The organism is Georgenia satyanarayanai (assembly GCF_009193135.1).
GTDB lineage: Bacteria > Actinomycetota > Actinomycetes > Actinomycetales > Actinomycetaceae > Oceanitalea > Oceanitalea satyanarayanai.
This window is the reverse complement of sequence record NZ_VUKC01000002.1, coordinates 435,236-454,295: the sequence shown is the minus strand read 5'-3', so window position 1 is coordinate 454,295 and position 19,060 is coordinate 435,236. Positions and strand designations below refer to the sequence as shown.

Sequence of the window (19,060 nt, the reverse complement as noted above, 5' to 3'; positions counted from 1 at the left end):
CCGGATGCGGGCATCAGCCGCTGACGCCCGTCGGCGGGCGCCAGCCGCCCTCGTCGCGGATCGAGCGCAGGATCCGCCGGTTGACCTCACGCAGGTTCCGTCGCTGCGCCTGCGTCAGCGGCTCGAGCACCAGTCGACGCACCGTGTCGACGTGCCCCGGGGTGGCCTGCTCGACCTTCTGCGCCCCGAGATCGGTGAGGGTCGCAAGGGTGTAGCGCCCATCGGTGGGGTCGGTGGTGCGCTTGAGCCAGTCCTTGGACTCCAGCCGCGACGCTGCCCGCGACAGGCGAGACAGCGTGCTGTTGGCGTAACCCGCCAGGACGCTCATCCGCAGTGTGCGGCCGGGGGCGTGGGCGAGCGCGTACATCACGCCGTACTCGAAGTGCGTCAGCCCGGCGGCGCTCTGCAGCTGGGCGTCGAGCGCGGTCGGCAGCCACTCCAGAACAGTGGCGAGAGACGCCCACGTCTCGAGGTCCTCACCGCTGAGCGGGGCGCGCGTGCTGGGCTCCGACATGACAGCAGAGTACGTGAGCCAGCAGTCCCGGCCTGCGCGGTGGTGACTTGACCGGGCAAGTGCTCGTCCCTACGGTTCACTTGCCTGCGCAAGTGAACGGCGCCGCGCAGCCCACTGCGAACCTGAGGAACCACATGGATCTCGAACTGTCCGGAAAGACCGCCTTCGTGAGCGGATCAACACAGGGGATCGGTTACGCGATCGCGGAGGCGCTCCTCGAGGAGGGTGCCTCCGTCGTCATCAACGGGCGCGACGACGATCGCGTCCAGGCGGCGGTGGCCGCGCTGCAGGTGGCGGTGCCGGACGGGTCCGTCTCGGGTATCGCCGCGGACTTCGCGGACCAGGAGCACGTCCAAGGCCTGCTGACCGCTCTCACCGAGGTCGACATCCTCGTCAACAACGTCGGCCTCTTCGAGGTCGCGCCCTTCGCGCAGGTCACCGACGCGGACTGGCAGCGCTACTTCGACGTCAACGTCATGAGCGGGGTCCGGCTCTCGCGGCACCTGCTGCCCGAGATGCTCGCCAAGGGCTGGGGCCGGATCCTCTTCATCGGCAGCGAGTCAGGTGTCAACGTTCCTGCCGACATGGTGCACTACGGCGCGACGAAGGCGGCCATGCTCGCGCTGGGCAACGGCCTGGCCAAGCTCACCCGAGGCACGGCGGTGACGGTCAACACGATCCTCGGTGGCCCGACCTACTCCGACGGTGTCGCGGATGCCGTCGCTCAGCTTTCGGAGGCCCAGCAGGTGCCGCCTCACGCGCTCAAGGAAGCCATCGCCGCGGGGAACCAGACTTCCCTTCTGCAGCGCTTCATCGAGCCCGCGGAGATCGCCCGTCTCGCGGCCTACCTGGCGAGCCCGCTCTCCTCGGCGACGAACGGCGCGGCTGTGCGCGCGGACGGCGGGGTCCTGACCGCCATGCTCTGAGAACGTCCTGAGGCGCGACACCGCTCGGGTGTCGCGCCTCAGGGAAAGAGCGGAGACGGTGGGATTTGAACCCACGGACGGGTTGCCCCGTCACGGCCTTAGCAGGGCCGCGCACTAGACCTGACTATGCGACGTCTCCAAGGGTCATGCGCCCACCAAGATACCCGGAGACGCGCGCACGACCAAAGCGCGTCGTCGTCACCGGTCGAAGGCCCAGTTCCGGTCGGTGAGCATGCGAGCCACGGCGAGGCCCACACCCAGTCCCATGACGACGAACGTCGCCTCGACGCCGTTGCCCAGCGCCTGCGCCACCTCGCCCTCGTTGAGGTGGACGAGGGACCGGTAGATCATCACGCCGGGCACCATGATGACGACGGCGGGCACCGAGAGCGTCACCCGCGAGGCCCGCCCGTGGGAGGCCGCGAGCGCCGCGAGGAGGCCGATGAGGCAGGCCGCGGCGAGCGAGGCGGCCTGCGGCGCGACGCCCGCCTCGACGAGGGAGATCCGCGCGGGGTTGGCGATCCCGCCGATCACCGCCGCGACGCCCGCGGCCCGCGGGGTCGAGTTGAAGAGCATGGCGAAGCCGGCCGCGGCGACGGCGCTGGCCACGACCCGCAGGGCGAGGAGGGCGGGCCCGGCGAGCGCCGTCGTCGTTCCGCCGTCGAGCTCGAGCGCGGCCACCCACGACACCGCCCACACGCTCATCCCGGCCGACAGGAGCGTGACGGTGACGTACGCGAGCCGCGCGACACCGGCGGACAGGTCCATGCGGACGAGGTCGAGCACGCCGGTGACGAGCGGGAAGCCGGGCACGAGATAGAGCACGGCGGAGATGAGGCCTGCCTCGTGGGAGGCGTCGGCGACATCGAGCCGCTCGAGGCCGAGGACGATCCCGAAGTACACGCTGCTCGACAGTGCCGCCGACAACGCGGTGATCGCGAACTTGTTGAGGTGCGCGTGCTGCAGGCGCCGGCGCACCGCCTGCCCCAGCCCCGCGGCGACGAGCACCGCGGCGCAGACGATCGGTCCGCCGTTGTTGAGGAAGGCGAAGGCCGCGCAGGCGAGCGCGACGGCGAGTGCGTTGAGGACGGCGCCGTAGCGCGGGGGTGTGCGCCCAACCCGCTCCAGCGCCTCCTCGAGCTCGGTCACGGGCCTGCCCGGACGCAGTCGCTCGACGACCCCGGCGAGCGCGTCGATCCGGTCGGCGTTGACGCCCACCTCGCGCTGCTCGACGACCTCGGTGCGCACCTGGTCGCCGTCGCGGGCGGTGGTGGTGATCTCGGTGAGCGTCACCTGCGCACGGTGCTGGTGCAGCCCGAGGGTGGCCGCCGCCCGCCGCATCGAGTCCTTGACGCGGTAGGAGCCGGCGCCGGCGGCGAGCAGCATCGAGCCGAGCCGGAGGACGGCTGCCGACCTGCGCTCGAGGGAGTGTCCGGGAACGTCCTGCACCGGACCATCATGCCGGGGGACGCCGGCACCGCCCCGGGCCGTCCGCCCCAGGGCCCACCTGACCGCGTGGGAGACTGTCTGCATGCGTCGCAACAGTCTCCTGACGATCCTGCTCATCATCGCCGCCGTCGTGCTGGCGTGGTGGCTGGTCGGTGTCCTGTTCAGCGCGGTGTGGTTCCTCGTGCGGCTCGTCGTCGTGCTGGTCGTCGCCCTCGTCCTGTACCTCGCGCTGCGCTCCCGGCTGAGCGACGACCGTCGCTGACCTCTTCCCACATGCGGCTCCGCGGCCGCGCTGGGACGCTGGAGGGTATGAGGCGCCCCCTGCACGTGACCGCGGTCCTGGCCCTGACGACCGGCTTCATCGTCGGCTGCACGAGCGAGGACGACCCGCCCACGGACAGCGGCACGGCGGGCGAGGGCATCGTCACCGACCGCGAGCCCGACAACCCCGAGTTCTCCCCCGGCGAGGAGGAGTCACCCGAGCCGGTCCCCGGTGAGGACGGCGCCGCCAACGCCCTGAGCACCGCCGCCGAGGAGCTCGGCGGGCTCGCCTTCGCCGTCGACCGCAGCGACGACGACGGCGAGGAGCTGTGGGAGGTGTCCGTCGCCGTCGGGGACGAGGACGTCGAGGTGCACGTGTCCATCGACGGGAACGCGGTCGTCCACGAGGGTGAGCGCGAGCCGCTCGAGGACGAGGACCGCCAGCGCCTCGAGGCGGCCTCCATCTCGGCCTCGGAGGCAGCGACGACCGCCGCCACCGAGGTGGGCGCGGCCGTCGAGGAGGTCGACCTCAACGAGCACCTCGGGACCGTCGTGTGGGACGTCGAGCTGCTGACGACCGACGGCGCGTCCACCGAGGTCCGCGTCGACGCGAGCACCGGCGAGGTGCTCTAGCCCGGACCGCACTCGGGTCGCCCTTTCCGCTCCGGGCAGGGTGCGGGAAGGTGCGACCCTCGATCGGGAAGGGCGACACAGCTGCCCCGACCGGGCGGAGGGCAAGGGATTCGAACCCTTGGTGCGGGGTTACCGCACAACGGTTTTCAAGACCGTCACATTCGGCCGCTCTGTCAGCCCTCCTCACCGCCGGCCTCTCGGCGCCGCGGCGCGCCTAGTCTACGCAGCGGCGGCGTACGTCTTGCGGTAGGCATGAGGGATGCGTGCCATCACCGTCTCCGCCGACTCCCGTCTCGAGCTCACCGAGGTGCCCGACCCCTCACCGGGTCACGGCGAGGTGGTCCTCGACGTGGTGGCAGCCGGGCTCAACCGCGCGGACGTCCTCCAGCGCGCGGGTCACTACCCGCCGCCGCCGGGGGCCAGCGACATCATCGGCCTCGAGGTGTCCGGGACCGTCCGGGAGCTCGGCGAGGGCGTCACCGGCTGGCAGGTGGGCGACCGCGTGTGCGCGCTGCTCGCGGGCGGCGGGTACGCCGAGCGGGTGGCCGTGCCCGCCGGGCAGCTGCTGCCCGTACCCGCCGGCCTCGACCTCGTCGACGCCGCCGCCCTGCCCGAGGCCGTGTGCACCGCATGGTCCAACCTCGTCGACGTCGGTGGCCTGTCCGCCGGCCAGACCGTCCTCATCCACGGCGGCTCCGGCGGGGTGGGCTCCGCGGCCATCCAGCTGAGCCGCGCCCTGGGCGCTCGCGTCCTCACGACGGCGGGTGGGCCGGACCGGGCCGCGCGCTGCGAGGAGCTCGGCGCCGACGTCGCCATCGACTACCGCGCTGACGTCCCGGCCGCGGTGGACGAGGCCACCGGCGGCACGGGCGCCGACGTCATTCTCGACGTCCTCGGTGCGGGCGGGCTCGCCGACAACATCGCGATGCTCGCGACGGGCGGGCGCCTCGTCGTCATCGGCACTCAGCGGGGCACGCGCGGTGAGGTCGACCTCATGGCGCTCATGCGCAAGCGCGCCAGCGTCCACGGCACCACGCTGCGGGCCCGCCCGCTCGGGGAGAAGGCCGCGATCGTCACGGCGGTGCGCGAGCGGGTGTGGCCGATGCTCGACGACGGCCGGCTGCGCGCCGTCGTCCACGACCGCCTGCCCCTCGCGGAGGCCGAGCGCGCGCACGAGCTCCTCGACTCGGGCGAGGTCTTCGGCAAGCTCCTGCTCGTCATGGGCGGCTGACGGGCGCAACCCGGCTGTCGACGGGGAGGGATCCTCTCTCCCCGCCGACAGCTGGCTCTCGCTCAGCCCTTGACGGAGCCCGCGAGCAGACCGCGGACGAAGTACTTCTGCAGGGACAGGAAGACGATGAGCGGGACGATGATCGAGACGAAGGCGCCCGCGGTGAGCAGGTGCCAGTCCTGTCCCCGCGAGCCCGCCATCTCCGACAGGCGGGCGGTCAGTGGCTGCACCGCGTTGTTCCCGCCGGTGAAGGTCAGCCCGACGAGCAGGTCGTTCCACACCCAGAGGAACTGGAAGATTGCGAACGCGGCGATCGCCGGTACGAGCAGCGGGAGCATGACCTTGAGGAAGACGGTCGTGTGCCCGGCGCCGTCGACCCGGGCGGCCTCGAGGAGCTCGCGGGGGATCTCGGACATGAAGTTGTGCAGCAGGAAGGTCGCCAGCGGCATCGCGAAGGCCGCATGCGCCACCCACACCGCGAGGTAGGGGAAGGCCTCGGCCGCGGCCGTGCCGGAGAAGATCCGCAGCAGCGGGATCAGCGACATCTGCAGCGGGACGATCTGCAGTGCGAACACGATGACGAAGACCGTGTCCCGGCCCCGCCACTGGAGCACGGAGAACGCGTACGCCGCCATCGTGGCGAAGACGAGCGGGATGAGCGTGCCCGGGACGGTGATGACCACCGAGTTGATGAAGAAGTTCGACAGCGCCCCGGAGGAGGCCCGCCCGAAGAGCACCTCCCGGTAGTTGTCCAGCGTGAAGGACGGGTCGGTGAAGAACGTCCACCACCCTGAGGTCCGGATCTCGGACTCGGGACGGATCGAGGCGACGGCCAGCCCCACGGTCGGCACAGTCCACAGGACCGCGATGATGATCGCGGCGGCGGAGCCGATCCGCGAGGTGAGCATGCCCTTGGCGCTGCTCGCGGCGGAACGCCTCGGCCGCATCGGGTCGGGCAGGGACCGGGACGAGCCCGGCTCGGTGACGGCGGGGTTCGCCGGTGCGACGCTCATGCTCCACGCACCTCCCGGTTGCGGATCATCTGTCTGACGTTGAACACCACGACGGGGATGACGAGGACGAAGATCATCACGGCCAGCGCCGAACCGATGCCGTTGTTCCCGAAGGTGAAGGACTGGTCGTACATGAGGTTGGCGAGCACCTGGGTGTCGAACCGGGCGCCGGTCATCGTGCGCGGGATGTCGAAGATCTTCAGCGTCGCGATGATGATCGTCGTGAGGACGACGACGAGCGTGGGCCGCACATTCGGCACGGTGATCCGGCGGAACATCTGCCAGGCGGTGACACCGTCGAGTCGCGCGGCCTCGACGATGTCGGCCGGGATCGCCTTGATGGCCGCGGAGAGCAGCACCATCGCGAACCCGGCCTGGATCCAGATCATCACGACGATGAGGAAGAAGGTGTTCCACGGGGAGTCCTGGAGGAACCGGAGCGGTTCGAAGCCCAGGCCGACGAGGATGGCGTTGAGCAGGCCGATCTGCTCCTGCGCGGCGCCGCGGTACTCGTAGACGAACCGCCAGATGATGCCGGCGCCGACGAAGGAGATCGCCATCGGCATGAACAGGAGCGACTTCGCGATCCTCTCGAACCGCGAGTTGTCGACGAGGATCGCGTACACCAGCCCGACGGCGGTCGAGACGAGCGGGACGAGGATCACCCACCAGAAGGTGTTGATGAAGCCCTGGAGGGCGGAGGCGTCGGTGAAGACCCACTCGTAGTTCGCCAGCCCGACCCACTCCTGGGAGCGGCGGTCCATGAAGGACATGATGGTCGTCCGGATCGCCGGGTAGATGAGCCCGACCCCGAGGAGGACGGCCGCCGGCCCGGCGAACGCGACCGCCACCCAGAAGGTGCGCGAACGCCCCGCGAACCGGTCGGCGAGCCGGGCGCCGCCGAGCAGCACGGCGACCACGGCGAGCAGCGCAAGGACGGCCAGGATCATCTGACCGATCTTGGAGTAGAGGAAGAAATCCACATCGGCTCCTTCGTCGTGACGCCGACGGGGGCGCGGCGAGCCCGCCGCACCCCCGTCAGCTCGTGTCAGATCACGGCCAGGACGACTCGACCGTGTCGAGCACGGACTGCGTCTCCGACCCGTTGATCCAGTCGACCATCGCGGTCCAGAACGACCCGGCTCCGACCTCGGACGGCATGAGGTCCGAGCCGTCGAAGCGGGCGACGGCACCCTCGTCCTGGAGCAGCTCGATGGCCAGGCGCAGCACGTCGGATGACGCGAGCTCCGGGTCGACGGCCCGGTTCGCCGACGTCACGCCACCGATCTCGACGCGGGTGTTCGCCCACTCGCCGGAGGACATGAACGCCTGGACGGCCGCGGTGGCCTCGTTGTCGTTGAACGCCCCGACGAACTCACCGGCGACGAGCAGCGGGCTCTCCTCCGCCGTCATGCCCGGGAGGTAGAAGGCGAAGACGTCACCCTCGGGGCTGACGTCGGTGCCCTCCGGCCACTGGGCCTCGTAGAAGGAGGCCTGGCGGTGCATGAAGCAGTTGCCCTCGAGGATCGGCAGGCCGCCGTCGTTGAACGAGGTCGTGGCGATGGAGCGGGAGTCGCCGATGCCGCCGTTGACGTAGTCGTCGTTCTTGAGGATCGCGCCGGCCATGTCGACGGCGTCGACGATCTCCGGGGAGTTGAACGCGAGCTCGCCCGTCACCCACTGGTCGTAGGCGTCCGCACCGGCGGAGCGCAGGACGACGTCCTCGATCCAGTCGGTCGCGGGCCAGCCGGTCGCCCCACCGGACTCGATACCGGCGCACCAGGGCTTGACCGTCTCCGAGCCGTGGTCGGTGGCGATCTGCTCGGTGAGCGCCATGAGGTCGTCCCACGTCTCGGGGACCTCGTAGCCGTTCTCCTCGAAGGCGCTGGGCGAGTACCAGACGAAGGACTTCACGCTCGCCATGAGCGGCGCGGCGTAGAACTCGCCGTCGACCGTGCCGTAGGCCTTCCAGTCCTCGCTCCAGCCCTCGTCGGCGTTGGCCTCGACGGTGTCCGGTGCGGGCACGAGGTGACCGTCACCGACCATGCGCTGGAGGAGGCCGGGCTGCGGGAAGATCGCGAGGTCCGGGGCGTTGCCGCCCTCTGCCTGGACGACCACCTGCTGCTCGAACTCACCAGAACCGTTGTGCTCCACGGTGATGCCCGTGCACTCGGTGAACGCCTCGAAGGTGTCCTGGAGCTGGTCGGCCTCCTGCTCGCGGATCGAACTGAAGAGGGTGACCGTCTCCCCCTCGAAGGTGCCGTACTCCTCGAAGTCGGCGCAGTCGGCCTCGGTGGTCGCGTCGTCGCCCCCACCACCGCCCCCGCCGCCGCCCCCGCCGCCGAGGTCGTCAGCGCCGCCACAGGCGGCCAGGACAAGTGCCACCGCTGCGGCACCCGCCGCGAGCGATCCGGCACGTCGCTGCTTACGAATCCTCATTGATCTCCTCCACGCCATCGTTGGACTGGCGCACGCACGTGCGCTCCTCCAATGAAGCGCTAATGGCGCAGTCCTGCAAGGATTTCACCCCTTGAGCGTGGTCACGATCTGGTCACGCGGGCAGAAGTGCGGACAGAACGGGCACGGCGCCGTCCTCCTCGACGGGCGCCGTGACGAGGTCCGCGGCCGCGCGGGTCACCTCGTCCGCCCCGCCCATCGCCACGCCCAGGCCCGCCCAGCGGAGCATCTCGATGTCGTTGCGCCCGTCGCCCACCGCCACCGTGGCACCCGGCGCGACGCCGGTGCGCTCACGGAGCGTGTCGAGGGCCGAGGCCTTGGTGACGCCGTCGGGCGCGAGGTCGAGCCAGGCGGTCCAGCCGACGGCGTAGGAGACACCGTGCAGGCCGACGCGCTCGACGAGCGCGTGGAAGTCGGCCGCCGACAGGTGCGGCGCGCGGAGCGTCACGCGGCTGGCGGGTGCCGCGCACAGCTCCTCGAAGTCGACGACGGTCATCTCCCCGGTCAGCTCCCCCATGGGGAACGGGGCGGTCACCTTGAAGCCGCGGCCGAGGTCCTCGACGGCGAAGAGTCCGTCGGGCAGCTCCTCGCGCAGCAGCCGCAGGGCGGGCTCGGGGTCGAAGGTGACGACGTCGCTGATCTCGTAGCCGCCCTCGAGGGCCGGGTCCAGGCGCAGGCAGACGGCGCCGTTGGAGCACACCGCCCACCCCTCGCGCAGGTCGAGCTCGTCGAGGATGGGCACGACGGCGGAGACCGAGCGGCCCGTCGAGAGGATCACCCGGGCACCGGCGTCCCGCAGCCGGCCGACGGCCTGGCGCACCGCCGTCGTCATCCGCTCCTCGTGGTCGATGAGCGTGCCGTCGATGTCGAGCGCGACGAGCAGGTCCGGCCCGGCCGCGGGGAACGCGGCGGGCAGGTGGTCGCGGACGGCGTCGACGGTGAGCGTCATCGCGGTGCCACCGGCGAGAGGACGTCCAGGCCGCCGAGGTAGGGCTGCAGCCCGGCCGGCACGCGCACGGAGCCGTCAGGGAGCTGGTGGTTCTCGAGGATCGCCACGAGCCAGCGGGTGGTGGCGAGGGTGCCGTTGAGGGTGGCGACCGGCTCGGTGCCGTTCGCCCCGCGGTGGCGCACGCCCAGGCGGCGGGCCTGGAAGCTCGTGCAGTTCGAGGTGGAGGTGACCTCCATGTAGCGCTCCTGGCTGGGCAGCCAGGCCTCGCAGTCGAACTTCCGCGCGGCGGAGGAGCCGAGGTCACCGGCGGCGACGTCGATGACGCGGTAGGGCAGCTCGGCCTTGGCGAGCATCTCCTCCTCCCAGGCGAGGAGGCGGGCGTGCTCGTCCTGGGCGTCGGCGGCGGTGGTGTAGCTGAACATCTCCACCTTGTTGAACTGGTGGACGCGGATGATGCCGCGGGTGTCCTTGCCGTAGGAGCCGGCCTCGCGGCGGTAGCAGGTGGACCAGCCGGCGTAGCGCAGCGGGCCGTCGGACAGGTCGAGGATCTCGTCGGCGTGGTAGCCCGCGAGCGCCACCTCGGAGGTCCCGGTGAGGTAGAGGTCGTCGGCGGGCAGGTGGTAGATCTCGTCGGCGTGCTCGCCGAGGAAGCCGGTGCCGCTCATCACCTGCGGGGAGACGAGCGTGGGCGTGATCATCGGGGTGAAGCCGGCGGCGATCGCCTGGTCCATCGCGGCGTTGAGGAGCGCGAGCTCGAGGCGGGCGCCGACACCGGTGAGGTAGTAGAAACGGGCGCCGGAGACCTTCGCGCCGCGCTTGACGTCGATCGCGGCCAGGCCCTCGCCGAGCTCGAGGTGGTCACGGACCTGCTCGAGCTCGCGGCGCTCACCCTCGGTGCGGAGCACGACGAAGTCGTCCTCCCCGCCCGGGGGCACGCCGTCGACGACGACGTTGGACAGCTGGTAGGTGACCGTCGCGGCCTCCTCGGCGGCGGCCGCGGCGTCCCGCTCGGCGACCTTGACCCGCTCGGCGAGCTCCTTCGCGCGCGCCAGGACGGCGGGGCGCTCGTCGGGAGCGGCCTTGCCGACGGAACGGCTGACCTCCTTCTGCTCCGAGCGCAGCTGCTCGAAGGTGCTCAGCGCGGAGCGGCGGCGCTCGTCGGCCTCGAGGACCCGGTCGACCAGACCCGGGTCCTCACCGCGGGCCCGCTGGCTGGCACGGACGACGTCGGGCTGCTCGCGCATCGCTCTGAGATCGATCACGTGCCGAGCCTATCCGGGGTGGCTCCCCGCCTCACACGCGGGCGGGCGGCGGTGGCACTAGGGTCTGGCTCGTGAGACTCCGCCGCGCCCTGGCCCGCGCCTACTGGCGCCTGAGCCGCTGGTCCCCGGACCCCACCCACCCGCCCGCCGAGGGCCGCGGCATCCTGCTCGGGGCGCCGCATACGTCGAACTGGGACTTCGTGCTCATGCTCGCCCTGTCCTGGCACTGGGGCGTCAACGTCCGGTGGCTCGGCAAGAACAGCCTGTTCAAGCGACCCTTCGGGCCGCTCATGCGGGCGCTGGGCGGCATCCCGGTCCATCGTGACGACCCGAGCGGGCTCGTGGACGAGCTCGTCGCGCAGGTGGGCACCGGGCCGACGTACCTCGTCATCACGCCCGAGGGCTCCCGGTCGGCCACCCCGTACTGGAAGTCCGGCTTCTACCGGATCGCCCGAGCGACCGGCATGACGGTCACCCTCGGCTACGTGGACCGCCGCACGATGACCGCCGGCCTGGGCCCCACGCTGACGATGACCGGCGACGTCCGCGCCGACATGGACACGATCCGCGAGTTCTACCGGGGCAAGGTGGGCGTCCGGGGCGGCCCCGAGCGCATCCCCCGCCTCCACGCCGAGGAGCAGTAGCCCCCTCCCCCGCCGACAGCCGACCTACCGCCGACAGCCGACTTCCCGCCGACAGCCGACTTACCGACGGGCCGTCAGGCGGTCCGCACGACCAGGCCGCCGCGCTCGACCCGGGCGTGGACGACCGCGGCCTCACCGAGGAGGTCGCCGTCGACCTGGACGTGCTCCGGCTCCTCGGTACGGATCGTCAGGCTGTGGGCGCGCCGGAAGTCGATGCTGCCGGTGCTGTAGGGCAGCAGGTCGCGCCGCACCCCCACGCTGTGGAGGACGACCTTGCGGAGCAGGTCGGCCCAGCCGATGATCCCGCCGCGGGTGTCGATGGCGGCGACGTCGAGCCACCCGTCGTCGAGCTGGGCGTCGGGAAAGAGGACGACCCCGCCGGGCAGCCGCCCGCAGTTGGCGATGAGCACCGTGCGCGCCTGGAAGGTGGCGGTCTCCTCGGACTCACCGAGCTCGAGGGTGGCGCGCATCTTGCGACCGAGCAGGTGCTTGACGCCGCCCACGAAGTAGGCGATCCAGCCGATCCTGGCCTTGAGCTGGTCGTCGGCGCCGCTCACCATCTCGGCGTCGAACCCCATGCCGCCGATGACGAGGAAGACGTGCTCCTTCTCGAGGTCCGCGCCGGGCACCTCCCCCGCCTTGACCTCCGGCGCCTGGCTGTCGTCCGAGGGCGTGGGGGCGACCTCCGTGCGGCCGGGCTCCCCGCGGAAGACGTCCTCCTCCGGCTCGGTGGCCGCAGCCGGCTTCTCCAGGCGGAGCCAGCCGAGGTCCATCGTCCGGTTGCGGCCCGTCAGCGCCGTGACCGCCATGTCGCGGTGGCCGCTGAGCGGGAGGTCGAGGTTGCGGGCGAGGAGGTTGCCGGTGCCCATGGGCAGGATCCCCATGGGGGTGCCCGTGCCGGCCAGACCCTCGGCGACGGCGCGGACGGTGCCGTCACCGCCGGCGGCGATGACGACGGACGCGCCGCGCTCCAGGGCCGTGCGCACCTGGCCACCACCGGGGTCCTCGACGGTGGTCTCGAGCCACAGGGGGTCGGGCAGCCCGGAGTCGGCGGCAACCTCCGCGACGAGGGCACGCAGCCGCTCGCCGTCGGCGCCCTTGGAGGGGTTGAAGACGACGGCGGGTGGCCCGGGCGGCACCTCGGGCGCGGGTGGCGGCGGGTCATCGAGCGAGAAGGAGGGGGTGCGGCGCTTCAGCGCGCGCCACACGGCGAGCCCCACGGCGAGGCCGGCGACGGCGACGACGAGTGCGATGACGGCGACCCACTGCTCCCAGCCCACGTGCTGACCGTAGTGCGCCGCCCCGCCCTCCGCGCGAGCGAGCCGGGTCAGACCTGGCCGGTGCGGATGCGCTCGACCCAGGCGCGGGCCGCGACGAAGTCGGCGTCGTGGGTGCCCGGCGCGACGTGCGGGGCGAGGCGGTCCCACCGCGGGTAGGAGCCCATGAAGCGGACGAGCGGGCACACCCGGTGCAGGCCGATGAGCGCGGCCGCGACCCGCTCCTCCGCGACGTGTCCCTCGAGGTCCATCGAGAAGGAGTACCGGCCCAGTGAGTCGCCGATCGGCCGTGACTCGATGCGGGAGAGGTTGACCCCCCGCACCGCGAACTGCTCGAGCATCGCGAGGAGGGAGCCGGCCTCGTTGTCGGGCAGGTGAGCCATGAGCGTGGTCTTGTCCGCGCCCGTCGGCTCGGGCAGCGCACCGGGACGGGAGACGACGACGAAGCGCGTCACCGCGTGCGGGTTGTCCGCCACGCCCTCCGCGAGGGCCTCCAGGCCGTAGCGCTCGGCCGACAGCGCCGAGCACAGCGCGGCGTCGAAACCGGCGTCGCGGCCCCGGTCGGCGAGGAGCGCGGCGGCCGCCGCGGTGGAGGTCGCCGGGACGTGGACCGCGCCGTCGAGCTCGCGGCCCACCCAGCCGCGGCACTGCGCCCACGCGTGCGGGTGGGTGGAGACCCTCCGCACCCGGTCCAGCGTCGTGCCCGGCACGACCGCGAGGACGAAGGCGACCGGGACGACGACCTCCCCGACGATGACGAGCGGCTCGGGCGAGGAGGCGAGGGTGTCGAGAGTGACGTTGACCCCACCCTCGACGGAGTTCTCCATCGGCACGACAGCGAAGTCCGCGCGGTCGGCGCGGACGGCGTCGAGCGCGGAGACGACGTCGGTGGAGGGGTCGGTGCGCACGTGCTCGGTGCCGACGAAGGCCCGCAGCGCCGCCTCGGTGAAGGTCCCCTCGGGGCCGAGGTAGGTGTAGCGGGCCAGCTGCTGCTCGGACATCGGCTCTCCTTCGCGTGCGTGCGCGCCGTGCGCACCCAGCGCAGCCTAGCCAGCGGTCGCGGTCGGGGTCGCCACGTAGGCTGCCGGGGTGAGGCGTCGTCGGAACACCGTCACGCGCGTAGGCCTCGTCCTGCTCGCGGTGGCTCTCATCGCTGCGCTCGTCCTGCCCGTCGCCGGCACCGCCTTCGGCGCCATGACGGACGACGACGCCGCCACCCCGGACTCGTCGGCCGGCGCACCCGTCGTCCTCCTCGGCACGGGCGGGCTGCGCTGGGAGGACCTGTCCGCCCTCGCCACCCCGCACCTGTGGGCGCTCGCGGAGGACGCCGGCGTCGCGAACTCGGTGGTCCGCTCGGTGCGCTCGAGCACCTGCCCGGCCGACGGCTGGCTGGCCGTCTCCGCCGGCCGGCGCGCCGCCGACCTGCCCGCCGCCACCCCCGGCGTGTGCCGCCGCCTCGAGGACGCCACCGGCGGCGAGGTGCCCGGCTGGCCGGACTACCTCGACGCCGCCGCGGACGCCTCCTACGACGCCCGACCCGGCACGCTGGGGGACCTCCTCGCCGGCGCCGGCGTCGCCGCGGCCGGGGTCGGCCCGGGCGCGGCCATCGCGCTCGCCGACCCGGCCGGCGCCGTCGTCGGCGAGCAGGTGCCCCGCCCGGAGGACCCGGACCGGCTCGGCGAGGTCGTCGATCGGCTCGCGCCCGAGGTGGGGCTGCTCGTCGTCGACCTCGGTGCCGTCCGCGACCGCGACCACCCGCTCCTGCCCGCCGAGGACCGGCGCTTCTCGGGGCCAGAGGAGGACGCCCCGGAGAAGGCCGTGAGCGACTGGCCGCTGGCTGGGCTCGACCGGACCGAGCAGGTGGCTGTCGTCGAAGCACGCGCCGCGGCGGTCCTCGGGGCCCTGCCCGCCGGTGCCACCGTCCTGCTGTCCTCCCTCGCGGACTCCGGCACCACCCCGGTCATGCAGGTGATGGTGCTCGGCGCGCCGGACGAGCCCGCCGGGATGCTCGAGAGCCGCTCCACCCGCCAGCCGGGCATGGTGCAGTCCACCGACCTCCTGCCCACGCTGCTCGACCGCCTCGCGCTCGACGCCCCGGCGGGCCTGGCCGGTGCACCGGTCCGGGTCGCCACGGGTGGGGGCACCGGTGCCGGGCGCATCGCCACGCTCATCGACGAGAACCGGCATGCGATGGCCGTGCGTCCACTGACCGCGCCGTTCTTCTCCGGGCTCGTGCTCGTCAACCTCGCGCTCTACGCGCTCGTCACCGTGGGGCTCAACCGCGGCGTCCTCGACCGCGTGGGACGCTGGCTGGACCGGCGGCGCTCGAGCGGCTGGGCCGGCATCGCCCGCGCTGCCCGTGCCGTGGACCCGGACGCCGCCCTGCGGACGCTGCGCGGTGCCGCCGTCACCGTCGCCGCCGTGCCCGTCGCCAGCTACCTCGCCAACCTCCTGCCGTGGTGGCGCACCGGCTCCCCGGGACTCGTCGTCTTCACCGCCACCCTCGCCATCGCCGCGCTCATCGCCGGGCTCGCCCTGGCCCGGCCCTGGCGCCGGCAGCTGCTCGCCCCGGTCGGGGTGGTCGCCGGGATCACCGCCGTCGTCCTCGCCGTCGACGTCCTCACCGGCGCCCGGCTCCAGCTCGCCGCGCTCATGGGCGTCCAGCCGCAGGTGGGCGGACGCTTCTACGGGATCAACAACTCCTCCTTCGCCCTGTGGGCGACGAGCACGATCCTCACCGCGAGCTGCCTGGCCGAGCCCCTGGTGCGCCGCGGACGGCGGCGGGCCGCAGCTTTCGTCGTCGGCGTCGTCGGGCTCGTCGCGACGGTCCTCAACGGCGCCCCGGGCATCGGCGCGGACTTCGGCGGTCCGCCGGCGCTGCTCCCGGCCTTCATCATCCTCGCGCTGCTCGCCCTGGGGGTGCGGCTGACGTGGCGGAGGGTCCTCCTCGTCCTCGGCGTCGCGGCCGTCGTCGCCATCTCCTTCTCGCTCGTCGACTGGCTGCGCCCGCCCGCCGAGCGCAGCCACCTCGGCCGCTTCATCGAGACCGTGCTCGACGGCGGGCTCGTCGACGTCGTGCTGCGCAAGCTCGGGCAGAACCTCGCCAACCTCGTCGGCTCCACCCTCACGTTCCTCGCGGTGGGCGGGATCGCGCTCGTCGTCCTCGTCCTCACCCAGCCGCTGCGCCGGGCCGCCCGCCGGGGCGACCACGCCGCCTACGGGTGGCTCGCGGAGGGCTCCTCGCTGCGCCGGCTCGAGGCGGACGCTCGGATGCTGCGCCCGGCGCTCGTCGCCGTCGCGATCGCGCTCGGGATCGGCTTCGCGGTCAACGACTCCGGCATCGTCATCCCCGCGATCGGCATCTCGGTCGCGGTGCCGCTCCTCATCGGGGTGGTCGCGAGCTGGCTGCTGCGCCTGCGGTCGGCCAGACCCGCTCAGCCGGTCGCGACGGCGCGGTAGGGCCGGCCGGGCTCCTGCTGCGTGGGACGGTCGCCGAGCTGGCGCGCCCCCACCCGCACCCCCCGGGCACGGCGCACCGCGGCGGCGAGCATGACGTCGCGGTACTGGGCGGCACGGTGCAGCTGGCCGCCGAGGTCGTTGCTGCTCGCACGGTGGCGCAGGTCGCAGGGGACCTCGACGAGCGTGAAGCCCTGGACGAGCAGGTCGATCGTCATGCCGGTCTCCACGCCCCACCCACCGGCCAGCGGCACGGCCGCCTCGAAGGCCTCGCGGGTGAGGCAGCGCTGGCCGGACAGCGGCTGGGTGGGCAGCCACCCCGTCGCGCTGGCGATGGCGCGCCGCGCCTTGCCGACGACGATCCCGCGGCCGCCCGCACCGGGCTGGGGCGGCAGGGCGGCGATGGCGCAGTCCGCGGTGCCGGCGAGCACGGCGTCCACGAGCGGGGCCACGCCGACGGCCGTCTCCCCCAGGTCCGCGTCGATGAACAGGAGGAGCCGCCGCGGGCCGTCCGGGGCGTCGCGCATCGCGACGACGGACGCGCCGGTCTCCATCGCCGAGGCCTTGCCCCGGTTGACCGAGTGGCGCACGACGACAGCGCCCGCGGCCCGGGCGATGTGCTGGGTCTCGTCCCCGGAGCCGTCGTCGACGACGACGACGAGGTCGACGTGCGGGATGGCACGCGCGGCCCTGACGGTCGCCGCGATCCGCGCGCTCTCGTCCTTCGCCGGGATCACAACGGCGACCCGCTGGGTGCTCGGGCGCCGGTTCACCCCTCGAGCGTAGTCGCGGTCACGGCCTTCGTGCAGGTTCACGGCACAGGGCCGTCAGCGCAGCGTGACCTGGCGGGAGACGATCCCCGCGCGTGCGCGCCGGGCGTCCGCGTCGAGCGGGCCCGTCTCCGCGAGCGCCGCCTCGAGACGCTTCTCGAACTCGGCGCACGGACCGGCGAGCTCGTCGGCCTCGGTGCCGGGCACGAGCTCCCACACGGGCACGAGGATGCCGCTGGTGCGGAACGCCCCGACGAAGCGTGCACCCTCCTCCAGCTCGGACTCGCGGCGGGCGTGGAGGCGGGCGAAGGCGTCGAGGACGGCCTCCTGCGGCTCGGGGCGTGCCCAGCGCAGGAACTCGCGGCCCATCCGGCACCAGTAGGCGGACTCGACGCCCGCGACCTTGACGGTCGGGACGATGCCCTCGCTGGACTGCTCGATCGCGGCGGTGACCTCCGCGTCGCGCTCCTGGTCGGCGGCGAGCCAGAACGCGAAGTCGTCGTGGACGACGGGCTCGAAGGGCACGGTGAGGTCGAGGACGTCCTGGAGGCGCGGGCCCGGCTCGAGGATGCCGAGGTTGAGGACCGGCGCGCCGGGCTCGGCGTCGAGGGCGAGGAGGAGGGCGGCGGCGACGTCGCGGCTGGCGTCCCCGGACTTCGCGGCCGTCTGGAGGCCGACGAGGACGGTGCCGTCCTCGCGGTGCAGCGCCGGCCACAGCTCGGGGAGCATGGTGGCGACGACGACCTCGCGGGAGCCGTACTCCGCCGTCGTGCGCACGGTGGCGGTCGCCGAGGGGACGACCTCGCGCATCGCGACCCAGTCCGTCTCCCCCGGCAGCCCCTCGAAGGGACGCTCGACGAAGGGCACCTCCACCCGCTTCGGGCGAGGGCTCTCGGACTGGCGCTTGCGGCTCTTCTTACCCATGGTCGACCAGCCTAGCTGGCCCCGGGAAACCGTTGCGCCCGCCGCGCCCCCGGCGGATGATGTGCCCGTGCGTCGGCTCCCGGCCGACTGCGAGGGAGCGGCACTCATGACGACGGGGATCGCCTGCAGGGAGACGGGTGAGGGGCGCCCGCTGCTGCTCCTCCACGGCGCCGGTGAGGACGCCGAGATGCTCGACGACCAGGCCGCCGCCTTCGCCCGCGAGGGCTTCCGGGTCCTGTGGTACGACCGGCGTGGCACCGGGGGCAGCACCCGCGAGGGCTGGCCGGAGGGCGGAGTCGCCCGGCACGTCGCCGACGCGGCCACGCTCCTCACCGAGCGGCGGATGGCACCGGCGACCGTCCTCGGGCTCAGCTCGGGCGGGATCATCGCCCTGGAGCTCGCCGTCCGGCACCCCGAGCTGGTCACGCGCGCGGTCGCGTGGGAGCCGGCGGCGCTCCTCGAGCTGCCCGACGGCGCCGACCTGCACGGGGCGCTGACCGCACCCGTCGAGGAGCACCTCGCCGCGCACCCGGGCGACTGGCGCGGTGCTCACCTCGTCCTCCTGTCGATCCTCTTCGGCGAGGACGTCGACCCGGAGGACCCGGACGTCGCCCGCCAGCTGCGCAACGCGGAGGCAGCCGTGCGCGACGACACCCGGGTCATCACCCGGCACACCTTCGAGCCGGGATCGCTGCGGGGCGCGCGGGCGACCGTCGCCGTCGGCCGGGAGCCGGACGCGCTGCTCGGGCAGATCGCGGACCGGCTCGCGGCCGACATCGGCACCCCGAAGGTCGTCGTCGACCGCGCCGGTCACCACGAGGTCTACCTCGAGGACCCACGGGTGCTCGCCGAGGAGCTGAGCAGGCTCGCGAGCGACTAGACGATCGCGGGCTCGCGCCCGTCGTCGGTGGTCATCGGCAGGCCGGCGGCCGCCCAGGACCGCATCCCGCCGTCGAGGTTGCGGGCGGTGAACCCGGAGTGGTTGAGCCACGCGGTCGCGCGCATCGAGCGGCCACCGGAGCGGCACACGACGAGGAGGTCCTCCTCGGGCAGCTCGTCGATGCGGGCGGGCAGCTCCCCGAGCGGGATGTGGACGGCGCCGGGGGCGTGACCGGCGTCCCACTCGTCCTGCTCGCGCACGTCGAGGACCGCGTGGCCTGCCGGGACGGGCGCCGAGCGGTCGAGGTCGGCGACGGTGAGGTCACTGGGCTGGTCGAGGTCGTCCATGCGTTCCACGGTAACGCGGTCACCCCTTCCCCTCCCGGGTGCACCCGCCACCCACCCCCACGACCGT

19 protein-coding genes and 2 tRNA genes are annotated in these 19,060 nt (G+C 73.1%); 7 read left to right on the top strand and 14 right to left on the bottom strand.

All coding sequences use genetic code 11. The annotated features are described in order from the left end of the window. Window positions 1–13: 13 nt before the first annotated feature. Window positions 14–514: a MarR family winged helix-turn-helix transcriptional regulator gene (locus GD632_RS04665; protein WP_152189212.1), complete on the bottom strand. Its 501-nt coding sequence runs from the start codon at window positions 512–514 to the stop codon at window positions 14–16. A gap of 134 nt (window positions 515–648) precedes the next feature. On the opposite strand from GD632_RS04665, the gene GD632_RS04660 reads away from it, so the two are divergent. Beyond that, complete coding sequence (locus GD632_RS04660) at window positions 649–1,440, top strand: SDR family NAD(P)-dependent oxidoreductase (RefSeq protein ID WP_152189210.1); 792 nt, start codon at window positions 649–651, stop codon at window positions 1,438–1,440. Window positions 1,441–1,490: 50 nt separating this feature from the next. Here GD632_RS04660 and GD632_RS04655 read toward each other — a convergent pair. Together GD632_RS04655 and GD632_RS04650 are read right to left on the bottom strand one after the other, a co-directional pair. Further along, a tRNA-Ser gene (locus GD632_RS04655) sits at window positions 1,491–1,579 on the bottom strand. 59 nt (window positions 1,580–1,638) lie between these two features. Further along, window positions 1,639–2,889 carry a threonine/serine exporter family protein gene (locus GD632_RS04650; protein WP_226924562.1) on the bottom strand — a complete coding sequence of 417 codons (1,251 nt, stop codon included), beginning with the start codon at window positions 2,887–2,889 and terminating at the stop codon, window positions 1,639–1,641. Window positions 2,890–2,971: 82 nt separating this feature from the next. Here GD632_RS04650 and GD632_RS04645 point away from each other — a divergent pair, with 82 nt between their 5' ends. Both GD632_RS04645 and GD632_RS04640 read left to right on the top strand, forming a co-directional pair. Continuing rightward, window positions 2,972–3,151 carry a hypothetical protein gene (locus GD632_RS04645; RefSeq protein WP_152189205.1) on the top strand — a complete coding sequence of 60 codons (180 nt, stop codon included), beginning with the start codon at window positions 2,972–2,974 and terminating at the stop codon, window positions 3,149–3,151. Between the two features lie 47 nt (window positions 3,152–3,198). Continuing rightward, window positions 3,199–3,783, top strand: a complete 585-nt coding sequence (locus tag GD632_RS04640; RefSeq protein WP_193311338.1) for a PepSY domain-containing protein — start codon at window positions 3,199–3,201, stop codon at window positions 3,781–3,783. A gap of 95 nt (window positions 3,784–3,878) precedes the next feature. Here GD632_RS04640 and GD632_RS04635 read toward each other — a convergent pair. Then, window positions 3,879–3,966, bottom strand: a tRNA-Ser gene (locus tag GD632_RS04635). Window positions 3,967–4,042: 76 nt separating this feature from the next. On the opposite strand from GD632_RS04635, the gene GD632_RS04630 reads away from it, so the two are divergent. Beyond that, complete coding sequence (locus tag GD632_RS04630; RefSeq protein WP_152189200.1) at window positions 4,043–5,014, top strand: NAD(P)H-quinone oxidoreductase; 972 nt, start codon at window positions 4,043–4,045, stop codon at window positions 5,012–5,014. A 62-nt stretch (window positions 5,015–5,076) separates the two neighbouring features. Here GD632_RS04630 and GD632_RS04625 read toward each other — a convergent pair whose 3' ends face one another. From GD632_RS04625 to serS, 5 genes are all read right to left on the bottom strand, one after another. Then, window positions 5,077–6,027 (bottom strand): carbohydrate ABC transporter permease, encoded by a 951-nt coding sequence (locus tag GD632_RS04625; RefSeq protein WP_152189197.1) that lies wholly within the window; start codon window positions 6,025–6,027, stop codon window positions 5,077–5,079. Next, the gene (locus tag GD632_RS04620; protein ID WP_152189360.1) at window positions 6,024–6,977 is read right to left on the bottom strand and encodes a carbohydrate ABC transporter permease; all 954 of its coding nucleotides are present in this window, start codon (window positions 6,975–6,977) and stop codon (window positions 6,024–6,026) included. The genes GD632_RS04625 and GD632_RS04620 overlap by 4 nt, the downstream gene beginning before the upstream one ends. 103 nt (window positions 6,978–7,080) lie before the next feature. Continuing rightward, a complete protein-coding gene (locus tag GD632_RS04615; protein WP_152189195.1) occupies window positions 7,081–8,466 on the bottom strand; it encodes an ABC transporter substrate-binding protein in 1,386 nt (461 codons plus the stop codon). Between the two features lie 112 nt (window positions 8,467–8,578). After that, the gene (locus tag GD632_RS04610; protein ID WP_152189193.1) at window positions 8,579–9,433 is read right to left on the bottom strand and encodes an HAD family hydrolase; all 855 of its coding nucleotides are present in this window, start codon (window positions 9,431–9,433) and stop codon (window positions 8,579–8,581) included. Next, window positions 9,430–10,695: a serine--tRNA ligase gene (serS, locus tag GD632_RS04605; RefSeq protein ID WP_152189191.1), complete on the bottom strand. Its 1,266-nt coding sequence runs from the start codon at window positions 10,693–10,695 to the stop codon at window positions 9,430–9,432. The genes GD632_RS04610 and serS overlap by 4 nt, the downstream gene beginning before the upstream one ends. 71 nt (window positions 10,696–10,766) lie before the next feature. On the opposite strand from serS, the gene GD632_RS04600 reads away from it, so the two are divergent. Then, window positions 10,767–11,339 carry a 1-acyl-sn-glycerol-3-phosphate acyltransferase gene (locus tag GD632_RS04600; protein ID WP_152189188.1) on the top strand — a complete coding sequence of 191 codons (573 nt, stop codon included), beginning with the start codon at window positions 10,767–10,769 and terminating at the stop codon, window positions 11,337–11,339. Between the two features lie 74 nt (window positions 11,340–11,413). On the opposite strand, the gene GD632_RS04595 is transcribed toward GD632_RS04600, so the two are convergent. Both GD632_RS04595 and pheA read right to left on the bottom strand, forming a co-directional pair. Next, the gene (locus tag GD632_RS04595) at window positions 11,414–12,619 is read right to left on the bottom strand and encodes a diacylglycerol/lipid kinase family protein (RefSeq protein WP_152189186.1); all 1,206 of its coding nucleotides are present in this window, start codon (window positions 12,617–12,619) and stop codon (window positions 11,414–11,416) included. A 47-nt stretch (window positions 12,620–12,666) separates the two neighbouring features. Continuing rightward, complete coding sequence (gene pheA, locus GD632_RS04590; RefSeq protein WP_152189184.1) at window positions 12,667–13,617, bottom strand: prephenate dehydratase; 951 nt, start codon at window positions 13,615–13,617, stop codon at window positions 12,667–12,669. 88 nt (window positions 13,618–13,705) lie between these two features. On the opposite strand from pheA, the gene GD632_RS04585 reads away from it, so the two are divergent. Continuing rightward, window positions 13,706–16,075, top strand: coding sequence for a hypothetical protein (locus GD632_RS04585; protein ID WP_152189182.1), 2,370 nt, complete (start codon window positions 13,706–13,708; stop codon window positions 16,073–16,075). Here GD632_RS04585 and GD632_RS04580 read toward each other — a convergent pair. Then, a complete protein-coding gene (locus GD632_RS04580; protein ID WP_152189179.1) occupies window positions 16,051–16,845 on the bottom strand; it encodes a glycosyltransferase family 2 protein in 795 nt (264 codons plus the stop codon). The genes GD632_RS04585 and GD632_RS04580 overlap by 25 nt on opposite strands. Before the next feature lie 54 nt (window positions 16,846–16,899). Further along, complete coding sequence (locus GD632_RS04575; RefSeq protein WP_152189177.1) at window positions 16,900–17,766, bottom strand: DUF5926 family protein; 867 nt, start codon at window positions 17,764–17,766, stop codon at window positions 16,900–16,902. Between the two features lie 67 nt (window positions 17,767–17,833). Between GD632_RS04575 and GD632_RS04570 the strand changes: the two genes are divergently transcribed. Next, entirely contained in the window at window positions 17,834–18,646 is an 813-nt protein-coding gene (locus GD632_RS04570; protein ID WP_193311336.1) for an alpha/beta fold hydrolase, read from the top strand. On the opposite strand, the gene GD632_RS04565 is transcribed toward GD632_RS04570, so the two are convergent. Further along, window positions 18,643–18,993 (bottom strand): rhodanese-like domain-containing protein, encoded by a 351-nt coding sequence (locus GD632_RS04565; RefSeq protein ID WP_152189173.1) that lies wholly within the window; start codon window positions 18,991–18,993, stop codon window positions 18,643–18,645. The genes GD632_RS04570 and GD632_RS04565 overlap by 4 nt on opposite strands. Window positions 18,994–19,060: the final 67 nt, after the last annotated feature.